Annotated in this window: 15 protein-coding genes and 1 pseudogene; 8 read left to right on the top strand and 8 right to left on the bottom strand. The window is 62.2% G+C overall.

The genetic code is table 11. The annotated features are described in order from the left end of the window. Positions 1-18: 18 nt before the first annotated feature. The 8 genes from QUV21_RS06465 to QUV21_RS06430 form a co-directional block, all read right to left on the bottom strand. Positions 19-771, bottom strand: coding sequence for an SDR family NAD(P)-dependent oxidoreductase (locus QUV21_RS06465; RefSeq protein WP_300853809.1), 753 nt, complete (start codon positions 769-771; stop codon positions 19-21). After that, positions 764-2380: an ABC transporter ATP-binding protein gene (locus QUV21_RS06460; protein ID WP_300853808.1), complete on the bottom strand. Its 1617-nt coding sequence runs from the start codon at positions 2378-2380 to the stop codon at positions 764-766. The genes QUV21_RS06465 and QUV21_RS06460 overlap by 8 nt, the downstream gene beginning before the upstream one ends. Positions 2381-2384: 4 nt before the next feature. Beyond that, positions 2385-3299, bottom strand: a complete 915-nt coding sequence (locus QUV21_RS06455) for an ABC transporter permease (protein ID WP_300853807.1) — start codon at positions 3297-3299, stop codon at positions 2385-2387. Between the two features lie 4 nt (positions 3300-3303). Next, positions 3304-4257, bottom strand: a complete 954-nt coding sequence (locus tag QUV21_RS06450) for an ABC transporter permease (RefSeq protein ID WP_300853806.1) — start codon at positions 4255-4257, stop codon at positions 3304-3306. A 108-nt stretch (positions 4258-4365) separates the two neighbouring features. After that, positions 4366-5928: an ABC transporter substrate-binding protein gene (locus QUV21_RS06445; RefSeq protein WP_300853805.1), complete on the bottom strand. Its 1563-nt coding sequence runs from the start codon at positions 5926-5928 to the stop codon at positions 4366-4368. Beyond that, the gene (locus tag QUV21_RS06440; protein WP_300853804.1) at positions 5925-7082 is read right to left on the bottom strand and encodes a mandelate racemase/muconate lactonizing enzyme family protein; all 1158 of its coding nucleotides are present in this window, start codon (positions 7080-7082) and stop codon (positions 5925-5927) included. The genes QUV21_RS06445 and QUV21_RS06440 overlap by 4 nt, the downstream gene beginning before the upstream one ends. Before the next feature lie 469 nt (positions 7083-7551). Continuing rightward, a complete protein-coding gene (locus tag QUV21_RS06435) occupies positions 7552-8667 on the bottom strand; it encodes a DUF418 domain-containing protein (protein ID WP_300853803.1) in 1116 nt (371 codons plus the stop codon). Beyond that, a complete protein-coding gene (locus tag QUV21_RS06430; protein ID WP_300853802.1) occupies positions 8664-9224 on the bottom strand; it encodes a TetR/AcrR family transcriptional regulator in 561 nt (186 codons plus the stop codon). The genes QUV21_RS06435 and QUV21_RS06430 overlap by 4 nt, the downstream gene beginning before the upstream one ends. A gap of 134 nt (positions 9225-9358) precedes the next feature. Here QUV21_RS06430 and QUV21_RS06425 point away from each other — a divergent pair, with 134 nt between their 5' ends. The 8 genes and pseudogenes from QUV21_RS06425 to betI all read left to right on the top strand — a co-directional run bounded on the left by QUV21_RS06425 (position 9359) and on the right by betI (position 17509). Further along, positions 9359-10237: an SDR family oxidoreductase gene (locus QUV21_RS06425; RefSeq protein WP_300853801.1), complete on the top strand. Its 879-nt coding sequence runs from the start codon at positions 9359-9361 to the stop codon at positions 10235-10237. A gap of 59 nt (positions 10238-10296) precedes the next feature. Next, positions 10297-10719 carry a hypothetical protein gene (locus QUV21_RS06420; RefSeq protein ID WP_300853800.1) on the top strand — a complete coding sequence of 141 codons (423 nt, stop codon included), beginning with the start codon at positions 10297-10299 and terminating at the stop codon, positions 10717-10719. 156 nt (positions 10720-10875) lie between these two features. Then, positions 10876-11409 carry a hypothetical protein gene (locus QUV21_RS06415; RefSeq protein ID WP_300853799.1) on the top strand — a complete coding sequence of 178 codons (534 nt, stop codon included), beginning with the start codon at positions 10876-10878 and terminating at the stop codon, positions 11407-11409. Positions 11410-11783: 374 nt separating this feature from the next. Continuing rightward, a complete protein-coding gene (locus QUV21_RS06410; RefSeq protein WP_300853798.1) occupies positions 11784-13046 on the top strand; it encodes a malonyl-CoA decarboxylase in 1263 nt (420 codons plus the stop codon). Next, positions 13043-14560, top strand: a complete 1518-nt coding sequence (locus QUV21_RS06405; protein WP_300853797.1) for a malonyl-CoA synthase — start codon at positions 13043-13045, stop codon at positions 14558-14560. The genes QUV21_RS06410 and QUV21_RS06405 overlap by 4 nt, the downstream gene beginning before the upstream one ends. 116 nt (positions 14561-14676) lie before the next feature. Then, positions 14677-16248 (top strand): ABC transporter substrate-binding protein, encoded by a 1572-nt coding sequence (locus tag QUV21_RS06400; protein ID WP_300853796.1) that lies wholly within the window; start codon positions 14677-14679, stop codon positions 16246-16248. Positions 16249-16409: 161 nt separating this feature from the next. Then, positions 16410-16655: pseudogene (locus tag QUV21_RS06395) on the top strand (ABC transporter); the annotation flags it as partial. Positions 16656-16825: 170 nt separating this feature from the next. After that, entirely contained in the window at positions 16826-17509 is a 684-nt protein-coding gene (betI, locus tag QUV21_RS06390) for a transcriptional regulator BetI (RefSeq protein WP_300853795.1), read from the top strand. The last annotated feature ends 2 nt before the right edge of the window (positions 17510-17511 follow it).

The following is a 17511-nucleotide window of genomic DNA, read 5'->3' as shown; positions in this document are numbered from 1 at the left end:
ACTGCGTTCGGGGCCAGCTTAATGCGCCCGCAACCTCACCCCGGCGTCCAGCCGGATCACCTCGCCGTTCAGCATCGGGTTGCGGATCATCGACAGGCAGAGGTCGGCGAAGTCTTCCGGCTCACCAAAGCGACGGGGGAAGATCGCGTCCGATGTGATCGCTTCCACCACCTCGGGCGGGACTTCTGCGGCCATGGGCGTGTGGAAAAGCCCGGGCGCGATGGCCAGAACCCGAACACCCTTGGCCGCGAACTCCCGCGCCGCCTGGATCGTCATGGCGGCAATCGCGCCCTTCGAGGCGACATAGGCCCCCTGACCGATCTGCCCCTCGTAAGCGGTGATCGAGGACGTGTTGACGATGACCCCGCGCTCGGCGTCCGGGTCGAGCGGGTCCAGTGTCATCATCCGGGCCGCGGCCTTGGTCATTACGCTGACCGTGCCCAGAAGATTGACGCCGATCACCTGCGAAAACCGGGCCATGTCCACCGGTCCTTCGCGCCCGACCAGACGCATCGAGCCCGGTATGCCCGCGCAATTCACCACGATCCGCGCCACACCATGCGCGGCCTGTGCCACATCGAGCGCCGCGATGACCGAGGCTTCGTCCGCCACATTACAGGCAACGGGCAGGACACCGGGTCTTGCCTCGCCCGGCCGCAGGTCAAGGGCCGCGACCCGGGCGCCCGCAGCGGCGAGGATTTGTGCCGTGGCAAGGCCAAGGCCCGACGCCCCGCCGGTTACAAGGGCGGCAAGGCCCGACAGATCACGCAAGTTCGCCCCGTTCTGCCAGCAGCCGATTCAGCCAGTCGGGGTCCATTTCCGGGACGGAGGAAAGAAGGAGGTTTGTGTAGTCTTCCTTCGGATCGGCAAAGAGCTCTGCCTTTGGTCCGCGTTCGACCACGGCGCCGTGTTGCATGACCACCACCTCGTCGGCGATGGATTTCACTGTGGCGAGGTCATGCGTGATGAACATGTAGGCGAGGTTCAGCTCGCCTTGCAGGCGGTCGAGCAGTTTCAGGATGCCTTCCTGCACGATCTGGTCGAGCGCAGAGGTCACCTCGTCGCAGATGATCAGCTGCGGCTCGGCGGCAAGGGCGCGGGCGATGCCGATGCGCTGTTTCTGGCCGCCAGAAAGTTCGCCCGGCAGCCGGTCGATATACTTGTCCGGTTCCAGTTCGATCAGCGCCAGAAGGTCACGGATACGGGTTTCCAGCGCCTTGCCCTTCAGGCCCAGATACATCTCGGCCGGTCGCCCGATCAACTCTCGCAGGCGCAGTTTCGGGTTCAGCGCGGTGTCGGCCATCTGGTAGATCATCTGGCACTGGCGCAACTCCTCGCGCGAGCGGGCCTTGAAGCTGGGGGGCAAGGGTTTGCCGTTGAACAGCACTTCGCCCTTTCGCGGCGACAGAAGGCCTGTGATCACCCGCGCCGTGGTGGATTTGCCCGACCCGCTTTCGCCGACCACGGCCACGGTGCGGCGGGCGTGGATGTCAAAACTGACATTTTTCAGCACATCGACCGTACCATAGGCCGCAGTCACGTTGCGCACCGAGACGACGGGCGTTCCGGTCGCGGGCGGCTGTTCGGTGCGGGCAAAGCTCCGCACGGCCCAGAGGCTTTTGGTGTAGTCCTCGCGCGGGGCGGCCAGCATCGACCGGGTATCGGCCTCCTCCACCTCGTCGCCGCGCAAGAGCACCTTGATGCGGTCGGCCATCTGGGCGACCACGGCAAGGTCATGGGTGATGTAGATGGCCGCGGTGCCGAACTGGCGCACGATATCACGGATCGCGGCCAGCACCTCGATCTGGGTGGTAACGTCCAGCGCGGTGGTCGGTTCGTCGAAGATGATCAGGTCAGGCCGGCAGGCCATGGCCATCGCCGTCATAGCCCGCTGCAACTGCCCGCCCGAGACCTGATGCGGATAGCGGAACCCGATCTCCTCGGGGTTTGGCAGGCGCATGCGGCGGTAAAGCTCTACCGCGTCGGCCTCGGCCTTTTCGCGTGACATGACGCCATGCACGACAGGCCCCTCGCAATACTGGTCGATCAGTTTGTGCGCAGGGTTGAAGCTCGCTGCCGCCGATTGCGCGACATAGGCGATGCGCTTGCCGCGCAGTCCCCGGCGCGCCGCCTCGGGCGCCGTCCGCAGGTCGATGCCGTCAAAGTCGATGGTCCCGCCCGAGATGCGGCAGCCGTCACGGGCAAAGCCCATTGCGGCCAGACCCAGCGTCGACTTGCCCGCCCCGGATTCCCCGATCAGGCCCAGAACCTCGCCCTTGTGCAGGGTCAGGTCCACACCCTTGATGATCGGGTGCCAGGCATCGCCGGACCGCCCCTCGATCTGCATGCCCTTGATGGTCAGAAGCACCGGTTTTTCCATGGGCTTACTCCTTCAACCCGCTGGCGCGGTGCAATTGCCAGTCGACCACGAAGTTCACCGCCACGGTCAAGAGCGCGATGGCCCCGGCGGGCAGCAAGGGCGTGATGTCCCCGAAAGTGATCAGCGTGGCATTCTCGCGCACCATGGAGCCCCAGTCGGCGGTGGGGGGCTTGATGCCAAGGCCAAGGAACGACAGCGCCGAGATCGACAGGAAGACAAAGCAGAAGCGCAGCCCGAACTCGGCCACCAGAGGTGCCATCGCATTGGGAAGAATCTCGCGCCGGATCAGGCGCCACATGCCTTCGCCGCGCAGGCGTGCTGCCTCGATGTAATCCATCACCACGATGCCCTGGGCGACGGATCGGGCCAGGCGGTAGACGCGGGTGGCATCGACGGCGGCGATCACAAGGATCAGCGTCAGGACCGAGGTGCCGAAGATTGTCAGGAGCAGAAGCGAGAAGATCAGCGCCGGAATGGCCATCAGCGCATCGACAAAGCGCGACATCCACTGGTCGAGGCGGCCACCCACCAAGGCCGCCCAGATGCCAAGGACCGACCCGAGGACAAAGGCCAGCGCGGTGGTGGCAAAGGCGATGCCCACGGTATTGCGCGCGCCGTAGATCAGGCGGGTCAGCATGTCACGGCCCAGCTTGTCCGTCCCAAGGTAATGGGGGGCTGCCCATGGCTGATAGGCGGCGCCCAGAACCTGCCCCTCGCCGAAGGGGGCGATGACCGGGGCAAGGATGGCCACGACGACATAGATCGCGATCACCGCCAGCCCGAAGGATGCGGTTAGCGGCATGTCGCGGAACATGGGCTTGTGATGGGCCGGTGCCGCCGCATGAAGGGCGGTCCGGCCAGCAAAGCCCACGAGGAAGAACAGGCCCAGCCCGATGAAGATGGAAAGAAGAATGGTCATGGCCCTACTTCCTGTGCATCAGGCGCGGGTTCGTGATCGTCGAGAGCACATCCGCGAGAAGGTTGAGCAGGACATAGGCCGCCGCGAAGATCAGCGCGATGGCCTGCACCACCGCAATGTCGCGGTTGGTGACCGCGTCGATCATCAACTGGCCAAGGCCCGGGTAGACAAAGACCACCTCGACCACCACTACGCCCGTAATGAGATAGGCAAGGTTCAGCGCGACCACGTTGATGATCGGGGCCAGCGCGTTCGGCACCGCGTGGCGCAGCACGACGCGCATCGGCGACATGCCCTTCAGCCGGGCCATCTCGATATAGGGCGAGGCCAGAAGGTTGATGATCGCCGCCCGCGTCATCCGCATCATGTGGGCGGTGACGACAAGGGTCAGCGTCAGCGCCGGTAGGAAAGCCGAATAGAGAAGATCGCCCGTCGTCGTCGCGCTGGTGATGCGCACCATCGACGGGAAAATGCCGGTCTGCGCCAGCCACAGGACAAGAATGTAGGCCACGAAGAATTCGGGGAACGAGATGGCCGTCAGCGCCAGCGCGTTCGAGGCGCGGTCAAAGATCGAATTGCGCCACAAGGCCGCCAGCACGCCCAGCAGCAGAGACAGCGGCACCGACAGGGCCGCAGCATAAAGCGCCAGGAACAGCGTGTTGCCCAGCCGGGTGCCGACCAGTTCCGATATCGGCTTTTGCGTCGCCATCGACACGCCGAAATCGCCCTGCAAGACGCCGGTCAGCCAGTTCCAGTAGCGAAGGGGTGCAGGATCATTGAGCCCCAGCTGCTCGCGCAGCGCGGCCAGGGTTTCCTCGGTCGCAGATTGGCCCAGAAGCTCACGCGCAAGGTCGCCCGGCAGAAGCTCGGTCGCCCCGAAGATCACCACCGATATGATGAACAGGGTCAGAACCCCCAAAAGCAGCCGCTGCCCGATCATTCGCCAGATATCGTTCATCCCATCCCCCCGCTTGCCGTTGTTCTTGCCCTGCGGTCTTTGCGCCGCATTGGCAGAAAGGCCCCGGCAGGCAGAACCCGCCGGGGCCATGTCGTCAGATCCGAAGGATCACGCGAACCACCACCGCTCCACGCAACGGAACCCGTCAAGGTTCCAGTTGGCCGAGATCTTCTCGGGGGTGCTGACCGAGTTTGCCACGGCCATCACATAGTTGTTGTACATCGGGATGATGGTCGAGCCTTCAAAGGACACCAGCCGCTGCATTTCCTGATACATCTCGCGGCGCTTGGTGTCGTCCAGTTCCGACCGGGCGGCGACGAGCAGCTTGTCGAAGGACTCGTTCGACCAGAAGCTCTCGTTCCACTCCGCGCCAGAGACGTAGGCGGTGGTGAACATCTGGTCTTCCACCGGCCGGCCGCCCCAGTAGGACGCGCAGAACGGTTTCTTCATCCAGACGTTGTCCCAGTAGCCATCGTCCGGCACCCGGTCGACATTGATCGTGATGCCGGCAGCGGCGGCCTTTTCGCTCATCAGAACAGCGGCATCGACCGCGCCCGAGAAGGCGGCGTTGGCGGCCGACAGCGTGACCTCCAGCGTGTCCATACCGGCTTCCTTGAGGTGGAACTTCGCCTTGTCCGGATCGTAGGTCTTTGCCTCCATCTCGGCGAAGTAGTAGCGGTTCGCCGGGCCGATCGGGTTGTCATTGGCGACCGAGCCGTGACCGGCAAGGATCTTGTCGACCAGCTCCTGACGGTCGAAGGCGTATTTCAGAGCCAAACGCACGTTGTTGTCGTTGAAAGGTGCAGTGCGCGCATCCATCGGGAAGACATAGTGTGCGTTGCCCGAAACCGACAGGATCTTGGACACGCCACGGCTTTCCAGCAGCGCAATCGCGGCCGGATCAACCTGGTCGATCAGGTCCACCTCGCCGGTCATCAGGGCGTTGAGACGTGCCGCCGGGTCGAGGATGGTCAGAATGATGATCTGGTCGAAATGCGCCCGGTCCGCCTTCCAGTAGTTCGGGTTGCGATTCATCGTCGCCTGTACGCCGGGCTCGTAGCTCTCGACGATATAGCCGCCGGTGCCATCGGTAGTGGTGGGGTCGATCTTGCCTTCGGCACTTGGCAGGATGGGCAGGTGATAGTCCGACATCAGATAGGGGAAGTCGGCGTTCGCCGCGTTCAAGGTGACGACGACATTTTGCCCGTCAACCTTGATGTCGGTGACCGGGTCGAAGAACGGCTTCACCGCCGAAGTCGACGCGTCGCCGCGGTGGTGGTTCAGCGAGGCCACGACGTCATCGGGAGTCATCGGTTTGCCGGAATGGAAGCTGACGCCTTCGCGGATCTTGAACACCCAGGTGGCGCCATCGGTCGAATCCCAGCTTTCGGCAAGCTCGGGCGCAAGGTTGCCGTCGGCAGCAATCTCGATGAGATAGTTGACCCGCGCCGCAGCAAAGGTCTGCACATAGAGCTGGTCCCAGAGGCCGGGATCGTAGCTGTCGGTGGTCGAGCCGTGGCCGAGACCGATGCGAAACACCCCGCCCTTTTTCGGTTCTGACTGAGCCATCGCCATACCGGTCGGCAGGATCAGCCCGGCCGCCGTCATGGCCATACCGCTTTTCAACATGCCGCGGCGGGTCATCCCGCGCGGAGTCATCGTGTTCGTCATGGTTTTCCTCCCTTGCAATAAAGTGCGCCATAGGCGCTTGGTCTGAAGCTCTCGATGGCGGCTTCGGTGTAAGTGGCACGGTCGAGCCATGCGGGGCTTATGTCAACACCCCATCCGGGGGCGTCGGTCACGGTGACATGGCCGTCCACGACCTTGAAGGGGCGACCGCGGAACAGATCGCGTTGCCACGGGTAGTAGTCATCCCCCTCGATCGACAGTTCGAGGTACTTCCCGGCATTGGGAATCGCGGCCATCAGATGCATGGTGCAGATCGTGACAAGCGAAAGATTGGCTGCATGCGGCGTGCAGGTCAGGCCTGCTGCCGCAGCCATGCGCGCCACTTCAAGCGAGCGCGACAGGCCGCCCATGTACATGATGTCTGGCTGAACCACATCGACGGCGCGCGTGTCGATGATGCGCTTCCACGTCGACAAATCCCAGTCCTGTTCGCCGCCGGTCACATCAATGTCGAGCGCCGCCGTGACTTCGCGCGTGGCCTCAAGATCCCAGTAGGGAACCGGCTCCTCGTAATGGCCGATACCGTTGTCTTCCAGCATCCTGCCCACCGCAATGGCACGCGGTACCGAAAAGCCGGAATTGGCATCGACAAGCTTGTCGATGCCATCGCCAAGGGCGCGCGAGACAACAGGAATGATCTCCTCTGTCCTGCCGGGCCATTCGTCGATGTCTTCGCCGCATTCGGCGCCGATCCGCCATTTGGCCGCCGTGAAACCCTGTTCGGCACAAAGACGCACCAGCCGCTCGGCCTCGTCTCTGGCCGAAATGTCGCGCTTCATCGAACTGGCATAGGCCCGCACAGGCCCCGGCCCACCGCCGATCAGGCTTGCGACCGGCTTGCCAGCACGCTTCCCGGCCAGATCCCACAAAGCGGTGTCCAGACCGGCAAGCGCACGGGCGCGGTAGCTTCCGGGGTATTTGTGTTCGCGCCGCTCAATCAAGTGTACAAGCCCGGCGACATCACCGCTGTCGGCACCCAGAGCCCAGGGGACGACCTGCCGGTGAAAGACCTGCGCCGTGATATCGGCGTTATAAGTCGAAGTTTGACCCCAACCGACGGCTCCATCCTCTGCCGTCACACGCACGAAGCAAACAAACTCGTTGTGGAATGTCTCCAAACGGACAATGCGGTTCATCGGGCCTCGTTTGCGTTCTCGAACGGTTCGTTCCGCCCCAGCGTCTTGCGCATCGCGTCGCCGCGCAAACGACAATAGTTCAGCCATTGGCCATATCGAAGTTGGCCATATGCGACGGCCGGTTTTTCCTGATGATTGACAACAACGTACTGCCGCCCCCGCTGCGTGACAGCCCGGAATGGGCCGCATGCTCCCGCTCGTTCATGCACTTCATGGTGCGGATCATCCGATCGATATGATGATACCGATTGCCATTCAGTTGATTGAGACGCTCAGCAGAGCGGGTCGGTAGAAGGCGCACGGCGCGCGCCCAAAGCCACCGAGGCCCCGATGATCACCCCATCCGACACCCAGTCCCTGACCAACTGTCGTCACTTGCGGATCGATCAACCATTTTTGACATGTGCAAGTGCAGGAATGTTATTTTTCCAAGTCGCTGTGCCTTGCAGAAAGGCACTGGACGAAAGCGTTAGATGTGGTGCCTCGCAGATGTGATTTTTCGAAGCACCCATTCGAAAGGCCCGAGTGCAAGGCGCGTTCGCCAGATCGAAAGGGCCAGGATCAGTGCTGTCGTCACGGCGACGGCAATGATGATGGCTGTCACCCGGCTGACTTCGTCCCATAGGCCGAAGCCGTAGCCCGAAAAGAGGGTCGTCAGGAGGATCGACTGGCCGAGATAGACGCTGAGCGATGACCCGCCCGCTGCCAGTACGCGCGCCATTGCCGGCCCCGGAGGGCGGACGATCGCAGAAATCAGTCCCAAATAGCCCAGCGTTGCAATCGGTGCGGCAACAATGGTCAGCACGACGCCCGGCAAGTGCGGCCCCCATTGCCAGATCGCCGCGCCGGTCAGGCCAAGGGCGACCCCGGGAACCAGGCACAAGTTCCGCGCAAGTCGCCAGCAAGGGTGGGCTGCATTGTCGATCATGCCGGACTTGACAGCAGCCAGCCCGAGGCAGAACCAGCCAAGCGCCGCCGTCCCCTGGATCAACAGGAAGAAAGGGACAGTGAATGCGTAACTGGCACTGCGCAGCAAGACCACGTCCAGGAAACTGCCCTCGGTCAGGATCAACCTCTCCAGCGCGACAATGTCCGCTGGCGTTTCGGGTAGGGACAAGATCAGCATGGGCGCGATGATGGCCTGGAGCAACAAGAGCCCCGCGCCAACCCGGGCAAGGCGCGTGACCGGCAAGTTCCTGAAAAGGTAGAAAATCGACCCCGTCACGGCATAGGTCGTCAGTATGTCACCGGGAAATAGCAGGCAACCATGGGCGAGCCCGAGGATCAGCAGCCCAATCATGCGGTTTCGATAGAGCCGACCGAAGGAGAGACCCTGCCGCACTGCTGAGCGCATCATGAGCCCGAGGCCGACACCGAACATGAAAGAGAACAGACCATAGGTCTTGAGCGACGCCAGGCCGTTGACGAGCCAGAGCGCAACCGAGTCCAGGGTCGAGTCCCCGGCGGGCTTCGAAAAGCCGGTAAACGAAGAAAAGGCGATGAACTGCACATTTACCACGACGATTCCGAACAGCGCGATCAGCCTCAGGTAGTCGGGCATAAGCGCGCGCGGCGGGCCGGTCATGGACGGGTGAAGACCGAAAGTGCCAGACCGAGCATCTCGCGGATGCGGGTCGGGTCTTCACCCGAGGCACGTTGTGTGATGGCCAGCGCGATCTGTTCGCCAAGGTATCTTGCGCCGGCCTCGACCGACAACCCGGCTGGCAGATCACCGGCCGCGCGACAGGATTTCAGGAACGCCACATACGCCTCCTGCGCGGCTGCATCGATTTCTTCAACCCGCGCGCGTGTCTCTGGACCCAGGCGGTGCTTGCCCACGCGCATCTTGTAGAACAGGCAGCCGGTTTCCATGCGCGGGTCCGCGCTGGCAAAGTTGATCAGGGCAGCGAGCGTGTCCGGCAACCCCATTCCGCCATGCAGAATTGCGAATATGGCTGAGAGGACCCGCTCGGCGTAGCTGTCGAGAACCGCCCGCGTCAGCCCGTCCTCGCTTCCGAACTCGCGGTATAGCGAGGGCTTTGAGATGCCCGCCATCTGACAGATCGCGTTGACCGACACGTCGGCCGGGTCACTCTGCCAATAGGCGCTCATCGCGACGTCGAGCACCTTGTCGGCGTCCATCGTCTTTGGCCGGCCTCGCGCGGATCTGGCCTCCTTGTCACTCATTTTTATACCACATGGTATTTTTACCTTGACGATGCATTGCGGATATTCGTACCAGTCAGTACCTAAACTTGCAAGCAGGAGAGCGCGACATGGCAAACACCGGAAAAACAGTCGTTATCACTGGCGCCAGCAGCGGTTTCGGCGAGTCGGCGGTTCGCGCATTTGCTGACCGCGGGGACCGGGTTTGGGGAACCATGCGTGATGCCAAAGGACGCAATGCGGCCAAAAAGGCAGCACTGGAGGCGCATTCACCGCTCGTTTCCATCATTGAGATGGATGTGACCAATGACGCCTCGGTCAAGGTTGGCTTTGACACGATCATTGCTGAAGGATCGGTTGATATCCTGATCAACAATGCTGGGGTGATGTATCTTGGCATCTCCGAGGCTTTTAGCGTGGCCCAGGCGCAAGAGCAGATGGAGACGAACTACTTCGGGGCCATCCGTGCAATGCAAGCTGTTCTGCCGGGCATGCGGGCAGCGGGCGCTGGGCTGATCATCAACACCTCATCTCTGGTCGGGCGCATCTCGCCGCCATTCTTCGGTACCTATACGGCCACCAAGCACGCGCTCGAGGGCTATTCCCAGGCGCTGCGATACGAAGTCGCGGCGTTTGGTGTCGATATCGCGATTGTGGAGCCCGGCCCCTTCGGCACTGGGCTTCTCGGGGCCGGAAAGCCGCCGGTGCGCCAAGACGTGTTGTCGGCTTACGGCGATCTTGCAGGGGTGCCGACGGCCATGGGCGCGCATTTCGCCGAGCTGCTGACCAGCGAAGGCGCGCCCGATCCGCAGTGGGTGGTCGACGCTTACCTCAAGCTGGCCAACCTGTCCGCAGGCAAACGCCCGACCCGCACCGTGGTCGGCATCACCTGGGGTACGGACGAGATCAACCGCCTCACCCAGCCGATCCAGGATGCAATCCTGAAAGAAATGCGGCTCGACACCGTTCTGAGCGGCACGGACGCCTGAAAGGCTTGCCCGCCAGAGCCTCTGCCGGAAACGCACCCTCGACTGAAAGGATCACTGAGATGACGAAGACCCTCGCCGCCGCAGCTGCCGCAACCCTGCTGACGACGGCTGCTTTTGCGGAAAGCCATGCCCACGGCGGAAACCATGTTGCCCTTGAAAGCGTGCAATGGGTCGATGCGCCGATCCCCGGCGTGCAACTTGCGCTGGCTTGGGGCGATGACGCGACCGGCGCCGCATGGCTGATCAAGATGGATCCGGGTGTTGCCGTGCCGATGCACACGCATACGCATGACTACCGGGGACTCAGCATTTCCGGCACCTGGGTCCACATCGAAGCGGATGGTACCGAGGTCTCAACCGCTCCCGGCGATTATTCCCTGGTCGAAGGAGGCGTTGTGCATGGTGATCGCTGCGACAGCAACATCCCCTGCATCGGTCTCCTCGCCTTCACCGGCCCCCGCGACGTCGCACTGGCAGAATAGGCAGGCGACCTGCAACTCGGTGCCAGATTTCTTTGGCAACGAGTACGTCCGAAGTGCCGTCTGAATGATGACGGCTGAATGAGGAACGGAAGCCCGGCCTTTTCGATCTTGGCACAGCTTGCTCCGTTCCTGCCCTGATCCGAAGGAGCGCCCTGAATGCCGACATACCTCGCCTCGTCGCTTGGCCTGATACTTTGCCTCGCCCCAGCGCTTGTTCACGCGGTCGAAGTCTATCGCCCGCTCTGGGCGCGTTGGGTGGTGAACTGGGTAATGCCCGTCTTTGCACCCGGCCTTCCACGCCTGTCCAACGGACTGACCCTTGACGAACAGGTCGCGATGCTTGATGCGGCGTTGGACGCTGCACCAAAGGGCAAGTATCCCGTTGGGGCAGATTACATCTTCCTGATGCTGTTCGAGCAGCGTCAGGGCGCGCTGGCTTTCATCGCGTTGGCCGCGGGCGCGATCTATGGGTTGGGCCTGCCTCTGGCGGATCGCCATGCGCTGCATTTCGTCCTGGGGATCATGGCGGGCTTGTTTGCAGTGGTGAATGCCAATCATGCCGGCATTCCCGGTCTGGGTCATCACCCGAAAATCAGCCGCAACGGCCGCAATATCGGCATCGTTTTCGCTCCATTCTGGGCCGTGGTCGCGGTGCTGAACTATCTGGCATTCACCGCTGCGACGGGGTGATCCGAGCGCGGTGGTCATGCTGATGCGTGGGCATGTCCTGGCTTGGCTCTTCGCCTTGATGGCGACAGGTGATGAAGGAGCCGACGGAAGATGCCAAAATTGCGTGCCAATGGGCAGATCATGATCTATTGACACAAAATACTGACCATTGGTAAGTTCACGGGATGGCGTAGCGAGTTGCGCAACCATGCACCTGTTCTTTCGCAGATCAGTGGAGTTGCTGCGACGGGTCACTCAGGAGATGTGCCAAACATGAACGCGGGGGCGAGGCGAGTTCTCAGCATCTGTCAGGGCCTGCCAAAGCAGCGCTGCGCGTCCAGGGAAATGGCGGAGCGATCCCCCTTCCTGCGCCAAGCTGACCGCGAAGGCACATCATGACCATGTTGGCCGATCTTCTGGCCAGCGTGTTCGACCGCCGCAAGGTGCGGCAGGCTCCTGCCGGGCCGAGCGAGAAGACGCTTTCTGAACTGGCATGCGACCTGGTCGGGGGGGCAGGGGAGGCGTCGGGGCTCGCCTCGGCATTTGCGATCCTTTCCGGTTATGACTCGCTTGACGATGCCGGCAAGCTTGCTTTCTTCCGGATGATGGCTGTCGAGATGAACATCTCTGCGGACAAAGTGCGTCAGGCGCTGGACGCCTATGAAGCCTCGCCGTCGAAGGTCACTTACCGGGACTTTGCGGCGGCCGCAGAACCGCCTCGGCAGGAGTTGATCAGACGGCTGAACCGGGCTCCGGGAGCGACCGGTGGTCTGGTACGGATGCGCGCCGATCTCTTGCGTCTGGGCCGGGGCGAGCCGGGCCTTGAGGCGCTGGATCTGGATTTCCGCCATCTTCTGGCGTCGTGGTTCAACCGTGGCTTTCTGGTGCTGCGCCCGATCAGCTGGGAAAGCCCGGCGCATGTTCTTGAAAAGATCATCGCCTATGAGGCGGTTCATGCGATCGACAGTTGGGACGACCTGCGGCGGCGGCTGGAGCCTGCCGACCGCCGCTGCTTCGCCTTCTTTCATCCTGCAATGCCGGACGAGCCGCTGATCTTCGTCGAGGTTGCGCTGATGAGAGGCGTCGCACAGTCGATCCAGACCCTGCTGGCGGAAAGCCGAGAGGTGCGGCCTGCGGAAGAGGCGGATACGGCGGTATTCTATTCGATATCCAACTGCCAGCCAGGCCTTGCGGGGATCTCGTTCGGCAATTCGCTGATCAAGCAAGTTGCGGCGGATCTGTCGCAGGAACTGCCCGGACTTCGGACCTTTGTGACACTGTCCCCACTGCCCGGTTTCGCCAAATGGTTGGCCGAGACCGGGATTGATGCCGCGACGGCGGACCGGCAGCTTCTTTGCGCTTTTGGCGCCCACTATCTTGTCCATGCGAAAGACCGAACCGGCATGCCCATCGATCCGGTCGCGCGGTTTCACCTCGGCAACGGGGCCATCGTGCATCAGGTCCATGCCGATGCCGATACCTCTGCAAAGGGTCTGGGGCAGTCGGCGGGGCTGATGGTCAATTACCTCTATGACCTGGGCTGCGTGGCACAGAACCACGAGCTTTTCGCCACGAAGGGCGACGTCGCCCACTCGACGCAGATCCGTGCGCTGTGTGCCTTGGCGGACAAGACAATTCAGCCGGGGAAGAAAGCATGACCAACCCGCTCTACGATCAGTTGTTCGGAAGTCACATCGGCAAGGGCAGTCCGTTGCTGCGGCTGGCGGACGGCTCGGTCGTGACTTACGCGGCCTTTCTTGGCCTTGCCGCGCAGATGGCGCATGTTCTCGCGCAAGGCGGCCTGCGGTCTGGCGACCGGCTTGCTGCTCAGGTGCAGAAATCACCCGAAGCCTTGGCCCTTTACGCCGCCTGCGTCCAGGCTGGTGTTGTGTTCCTGCCGCTGAACACCGCCTATACCACCGACGAACTTCGCTACTTTGTCGAAGACAGCGGCGCGCGGATGATTGTCTGCGATGCGAAGGCCGAGCAGGCCTTGTCCTCCGTCGCCAAGCGGGCAGGGGCAAGCCTGGAGACACTGAACGCGGATGGATCCGGCACATTGACGGACAGCGCGCGGGTGATGCCCGAGGCTTTCCCGACTGTGGAGCGATCAGCCGATGACCTTGCGGCACTGCTTTACACGTCTGGTACGACCGGACGCTCCAAGGGGGCAATGCTCAGCCAGGGGAACCTTCTGACGAATGCCGTGACGCTGGCGAAGCAATGGCGGTTCACCTCTGCGGATGTCCTGCTGCACGCCCTGCCGATCTTTCACACTCACGGCCTGTTCGTGGCGACCAATGTGACACTGGTTGCGGGCGCGTCGATGATCTTCCTGCCCCAGTTCAACGTCGATCAGATTGTCGACCTTGTGCCGCAGTCAACGGTCCTGATGGGGGTGCCGACCTTCTACACGCGGCTTCTGGACCACCCGCGTTTCGACCGCGGGCTGGCATCTGGCATGCGCCTATTCGTTTCTGGTTCTGCGCCCCTTCTGGCCGAGACGCATATCCAGTTCGAAGAGCGCACGGGCCACCGCATCCTTGAACGCTACGGCATGACCGAAACCAACATGAACACGTCGAACCCCTATGAGGGGGACCGGCGCGCAGGCTCCGTAGGCCTTCCACTTCCCGGAGTGGAGGTAAAGGTCACCGACCCTGTCACCGGCGCCACCTTGCCCGGTGACACGGTGGGCCAGATCGAGGTTCGCGGGCCGAACGTCTTCAAGGGCTATTGGCAGATGCCCGAGAAAACCGCGGCAGAACTGCGGGAAGATGGGTTCTTCATCACCGGTGATCTGGGGAAGATCGACGAGGACGGCTATCTGCACATCCTTGGGCGCAACAAGGACCTGATCATTTCCGGCGGCTACAACATCTATCCCAAGGAAATCGAACTGGTGCTGGATGCGCAAGCTGGGGTGCTGGAAAGCGCGGTCATCGGCGTACCGCACCGCGACCTGGGAGAGACCGTGATCGGGGTGATCGTGGCCGAACCCGGCCAGTCGCCGGACCTCGACCGCATAATGGCGGCGGTCCAGACATCCCTGGCCCGCTTCAAGCATCCCAGACGGCTGGTCGTGGTGCCGGAGCTGCCGCGCAACACGATGGCCAAGGTGCAGAAGAACATTCTCAGGGGACAGTTCAAGGATGCGTTCCATCCGGCCTGACACGTCGATCGACCCGACGAACTCTGGAGGATTCATCACGGCTGGATGCTGAAAAGACCAAGGTGACCTTCGAGGAGGAAGGCGCCGCAACGGACAAACCAAGGGAGGAGAGACTGATGACCAACCATCTGATCGGCCAAGGCGGAATGACCCGTCGCGGCCTGTTGAAAAGCGGGATGGCCATGACGGCGGCAGGGCTGATGCTGCCCGCCGGCATGGCAATGGCCCAGACCGAACCGAAAAAGGGTGGGACCCTGCGGATCGGCTTCAACTCGGGCAGCACGGTCGACAATTACGACCCGGGCGTCTGGGACACGAACTTTGTCCAGGTCTTTGCCCAGGCGCGGCACAACTATCTGACGGAAATCGCGGCTGACGGCTCGCTGGTTGGCGAAGTCGCGGAAAGCTGGGAAGCCAGTGCAGATGCCACGACCTGGACCCTGAAGATCCGGCAGGGGATCACTTTCCACAGCGGCGGCACACTTACAGCCGACGACGTGATCGCCTCGATCAACTATCATCGCGGCCCGGACAGCACCTCTGCGGCCAAGCCGATCGTCGATCCGATCGTCGAGATCAAGGCCGACGGACCGAACACGATGATCGTCACCCTGAGTGGCGGCAATGCCGACTTCCCCTATCTGATGTCGGACTACCACCTGCCGATCATGCCCGCGAAAGACGGCAAGATCGATCCGACCTCTCCGGACGGCTGCGGGCCTTACAGGGTGGACAGCTTCGAGCCCGGCATCAACGCCACGCTGAGCAGGCATGCGGGCTACTGGAAGACCGATCGTGCGCATTTCGACGGGCTGTTGCTGCTGGCCCTTACCGATCCGGTAGCGCGGCAGAACGCGCTCCTGACCGGCGAGGTAGACGTCGTCAACCAGCTTGACCTGACCACGGTCTCGATGATGTCCCGCGACCCTTCTATCCGGGTCATCTCTGTCACTGGCAACCAGCACTTCTGCTTCCCGATGGACACGCGAGCAGCACCGTTCAACGACAATAACGTCCGGCTTGCGCTGAAGCATGCCCTCGACCGCCAGGAGATGGTCGACAAGATCCTCTACGGCTATGGCGCCGTCGGGAATGACAACCCGATCGGACCGACGCAGCAATACTACGCGGCCGATCTGCCGGTGAACAGCTATGACCCTGACAAGGCCAGGTTCCATCTGGGAAAGGCTGGGCTGACCTCGCTCGATGTTTCCTTGTGGGTGGCCGAGGCCGGCTTCACGGGCGCGACGGATTCAGGCTCGCTCTATGCCGAACGGGCCGCTGCCGGCGGCATCAACATCACGGTCGAACGCGCGCCCAACGACGGGTACTGGAGCAACGTCTGGATGCAGAAGCCGTGGTGTGCATCCTACTGGGGCGGCCGTGCTACCTGTGACTGGATGTTCTCGACCGCCTATGCCGCAGGCGCACCCTGGAACGAAAGCTACTGGGACAACGAGCGGTTCAATACCTTGCTGCTGCAAGGCCGGTCCGAACTGGACGAGGCCAAGCGGGCCGAGATCTATCACGAGATGCAGGCCATCGTGTCGAACGAGGGCGGCGTGGTGATCCCGATGTTCGCAAGCTTTGTCATGGGCGTCTCGAACGCCGTCGCGACCCCCGATGTAGTCGGCGCGAACTGGGATCTTGACGGGTTCCGTTGCGTGGAGCGGTGGTGGTTCGCGTGATCCTTCGGATCTGACGACATGGCCCCGGCGGGTTCTGCCTGCCGGGGCCTTTCTGCCAATGCGGCGCAAAGACCGCAGGGCAAGAACAACGGCAAGCGGGGCGACCGAGCTTCCGCCGGGCGACCTTGCGCGTGAGCTTCTGGGCCGGTCGGCGACCGAGGAAAGGCGAGCTGAACCTCGCCTACATGTTCATTCCGCATGACCTCGCCGCCGTGAAATTCATCGCCGACGAGGTGGTGGTCATGCAACACGGCGTCGTGATCGAACGCGGACCAAAGGCAGAGCTCTTTGCCAATCCGAAAGAAGCCTACACAAACCTCCTCCTCCTCTCCTCCGTCCCGGAAATGGACCCCGACAGGCTGAATCGGCTGCTGGCAGAACGGTCGGGCAACGAGCAAAATGGTTGATGCCCGCAGTCGAATTCGTATCTGGCCGACTTCCGAGGGAGTGATGGCATCGAGGCGACCGGAAAGGCTGGTTCTTTTCTTTCAGTAAGTATTTGATACTCTGATCAGGTATTGCTGTGCTGTTCGGGATATCTGATCCTTGGACACCAACTGCTGAAGGGTGGCACCAATTGCGATCAAGGTCGATCCGCACGATCCGACGTGCCGAACTTTCCAACGCGGCGTTCGAGGCGGTCGTGCGCTATGGGCTGCGCGGCACGACGCTTGAGAAGGTTGGCGAAATCGCAGGGGTGTCCAAAGGCGTCGTCCTGCACCATTTCAAGGACAAGAGCTCTCTCCTTGAAGCCGTGATCCGCCGAACCAACGGCATGCTCAGCACATCTCTGGTCGAACTCTACCGGCATGCCGAGACACCCTATGAACGGCTTTGGGCAATCATCATCGCGAACTTCCACGAGTCGATCTTCAATCAGGCGGTCTGCCAGGCTTGGGTATCACTGATGGCAGAGGTTCCCCACAACCGGGAATGCCAGCGTGTGCAGATCGCCAATTATGCGCGAGTGGCCAGCAATTTTGCGCATGAGCTGAAGAGCTTCGTGCCAAGGGACGAGGCGAGGATCATCGCGCGCCAACTGAACCTTCTCATTGATGGCATCTGGGTTCGCGTCGGCTCGCGGGTGGAGCCGCTGGACGGTGCGCGCGCGATCGGCGACCTTGAATACGAGTTGATGAAGTTCCTGCCAACGGATGACGCTAGCCTTGGGCATCACCGGGCTGCACGAGAAAAGATTGAGAACGTCGCGCGCATAGCACTTGGCACGCGCGCCTTTCTGGAAAATTCCATGGCACGCTGACG

It is taken from the genome of Tabrizicola sp., from assembly GCF_030373185.1.
Taxonomy (GTDB): Bacteria; Pseudomonadota; Alphaproteobacteria; order Rhodobacterales; family Rhodobacteraceae; genus Tabrizicola.
The sequence above is the reverse complement of the archived record's forward strand: the minus strand, read 5'-3'. Positions and strand labels throughout refer to the sequence as shown.

Excerpts from the sequence above, each read along its gene's own strand:
- QUV21_RS06400 (WP_300853796.1), top strand. The coding sequence starts at position 14,677 with ATGACCAACCATCTGATCGGCCAAGGCGGAATGACCCGTCGCGGCCTG.
- QUV21_RS06445 (WP_300853805.1), bottom strand. The coding sequence starts at position 5,928 with ATGACGAACACGATGACTCCGCGCGGGATGACCCGCCGCGGCATGTTG.
- QUV21_RS06430 (WP_300853802.1), bottom strand. The coding sequence starts at position 9,224 with ATGGACGCCGACAAGGTGCTCGACGTCGCGATGAGCGCCTATTGGCAG.
- QUV21_RS06420 (WP_300853800.1), top strand. The coding sequence starts at position 10,297 with ATGACGAAGACCCTCGCCGCCGCAGCTGCCGCAACCCTGCTGACGACG.
- QUV21_RS06415 (WP_300853799.1), top strand. The coding sequence starts at position 10,876 with ATGCCGACATACCTCGCCTCGTCGCTTGGCCTGATACTTTGCCTCGCC.
- QUV21_RS06425 (WP_300853801.1), top strand. The coding sequence starts at position 9,359 with ATGGCAAACACCGGAAAAACAGTCGTTATCACTGGCGCCAGCAGCGGT.
- QUV21_RS06410 (WP_300853798.1), top strand. The coding sequence starts at position 11,784 with ATGACCATGTTGGCCGATCTTCTGGCCAGCGTGTTCGACCGCCGCAAG.
- QUV21_RS06440 (WP_300853804.1), bottom strand. The coding sequence starts at position 7,082 with ATGAACCGCATTGTCCGTTTGGAGACATTCCACAACGAGTTTGTTTGC.
- QUV21_RS06435 (WP_300853803.1), bottom strand. The coding sequence starts at position 8,667 with ATGACCGGCCCGCCGCGCGCGCTTATGCCCGACTACCTGAGGCTGATC.
- QUV21_RS06460 (WP_300853808.1), bottom strand. The coding sequence starts at position 2,380 with ATGGAAAAACCGGTGCTTCTGACCATCAAGGGCATGCAGATCGAGGGG.
- QUV21_RS06450 (WP_300853806.1), bottom strand. The coding sequence starts at position 4,257 with ATGAACGATATCTGGCGAATGATCGGGCAGCGGCTGCTTTTGGGGGTT.
- QUV21_RS06455 (WP_300853807.1), bottom strand. The coding sequence starts at position 3,299 with ATGACCATTCTTCTTTCCATCTTCATCGGGCTGGGCCTGTTCTTCCTC.
- QUV21_RS06405 (WP_300853797.1), top strand. The coding sequence starts at position 13,043 with ATGACCAACCCGCTCTACGATCAGTTGTTCGGAAGTCACATCGGCAAG.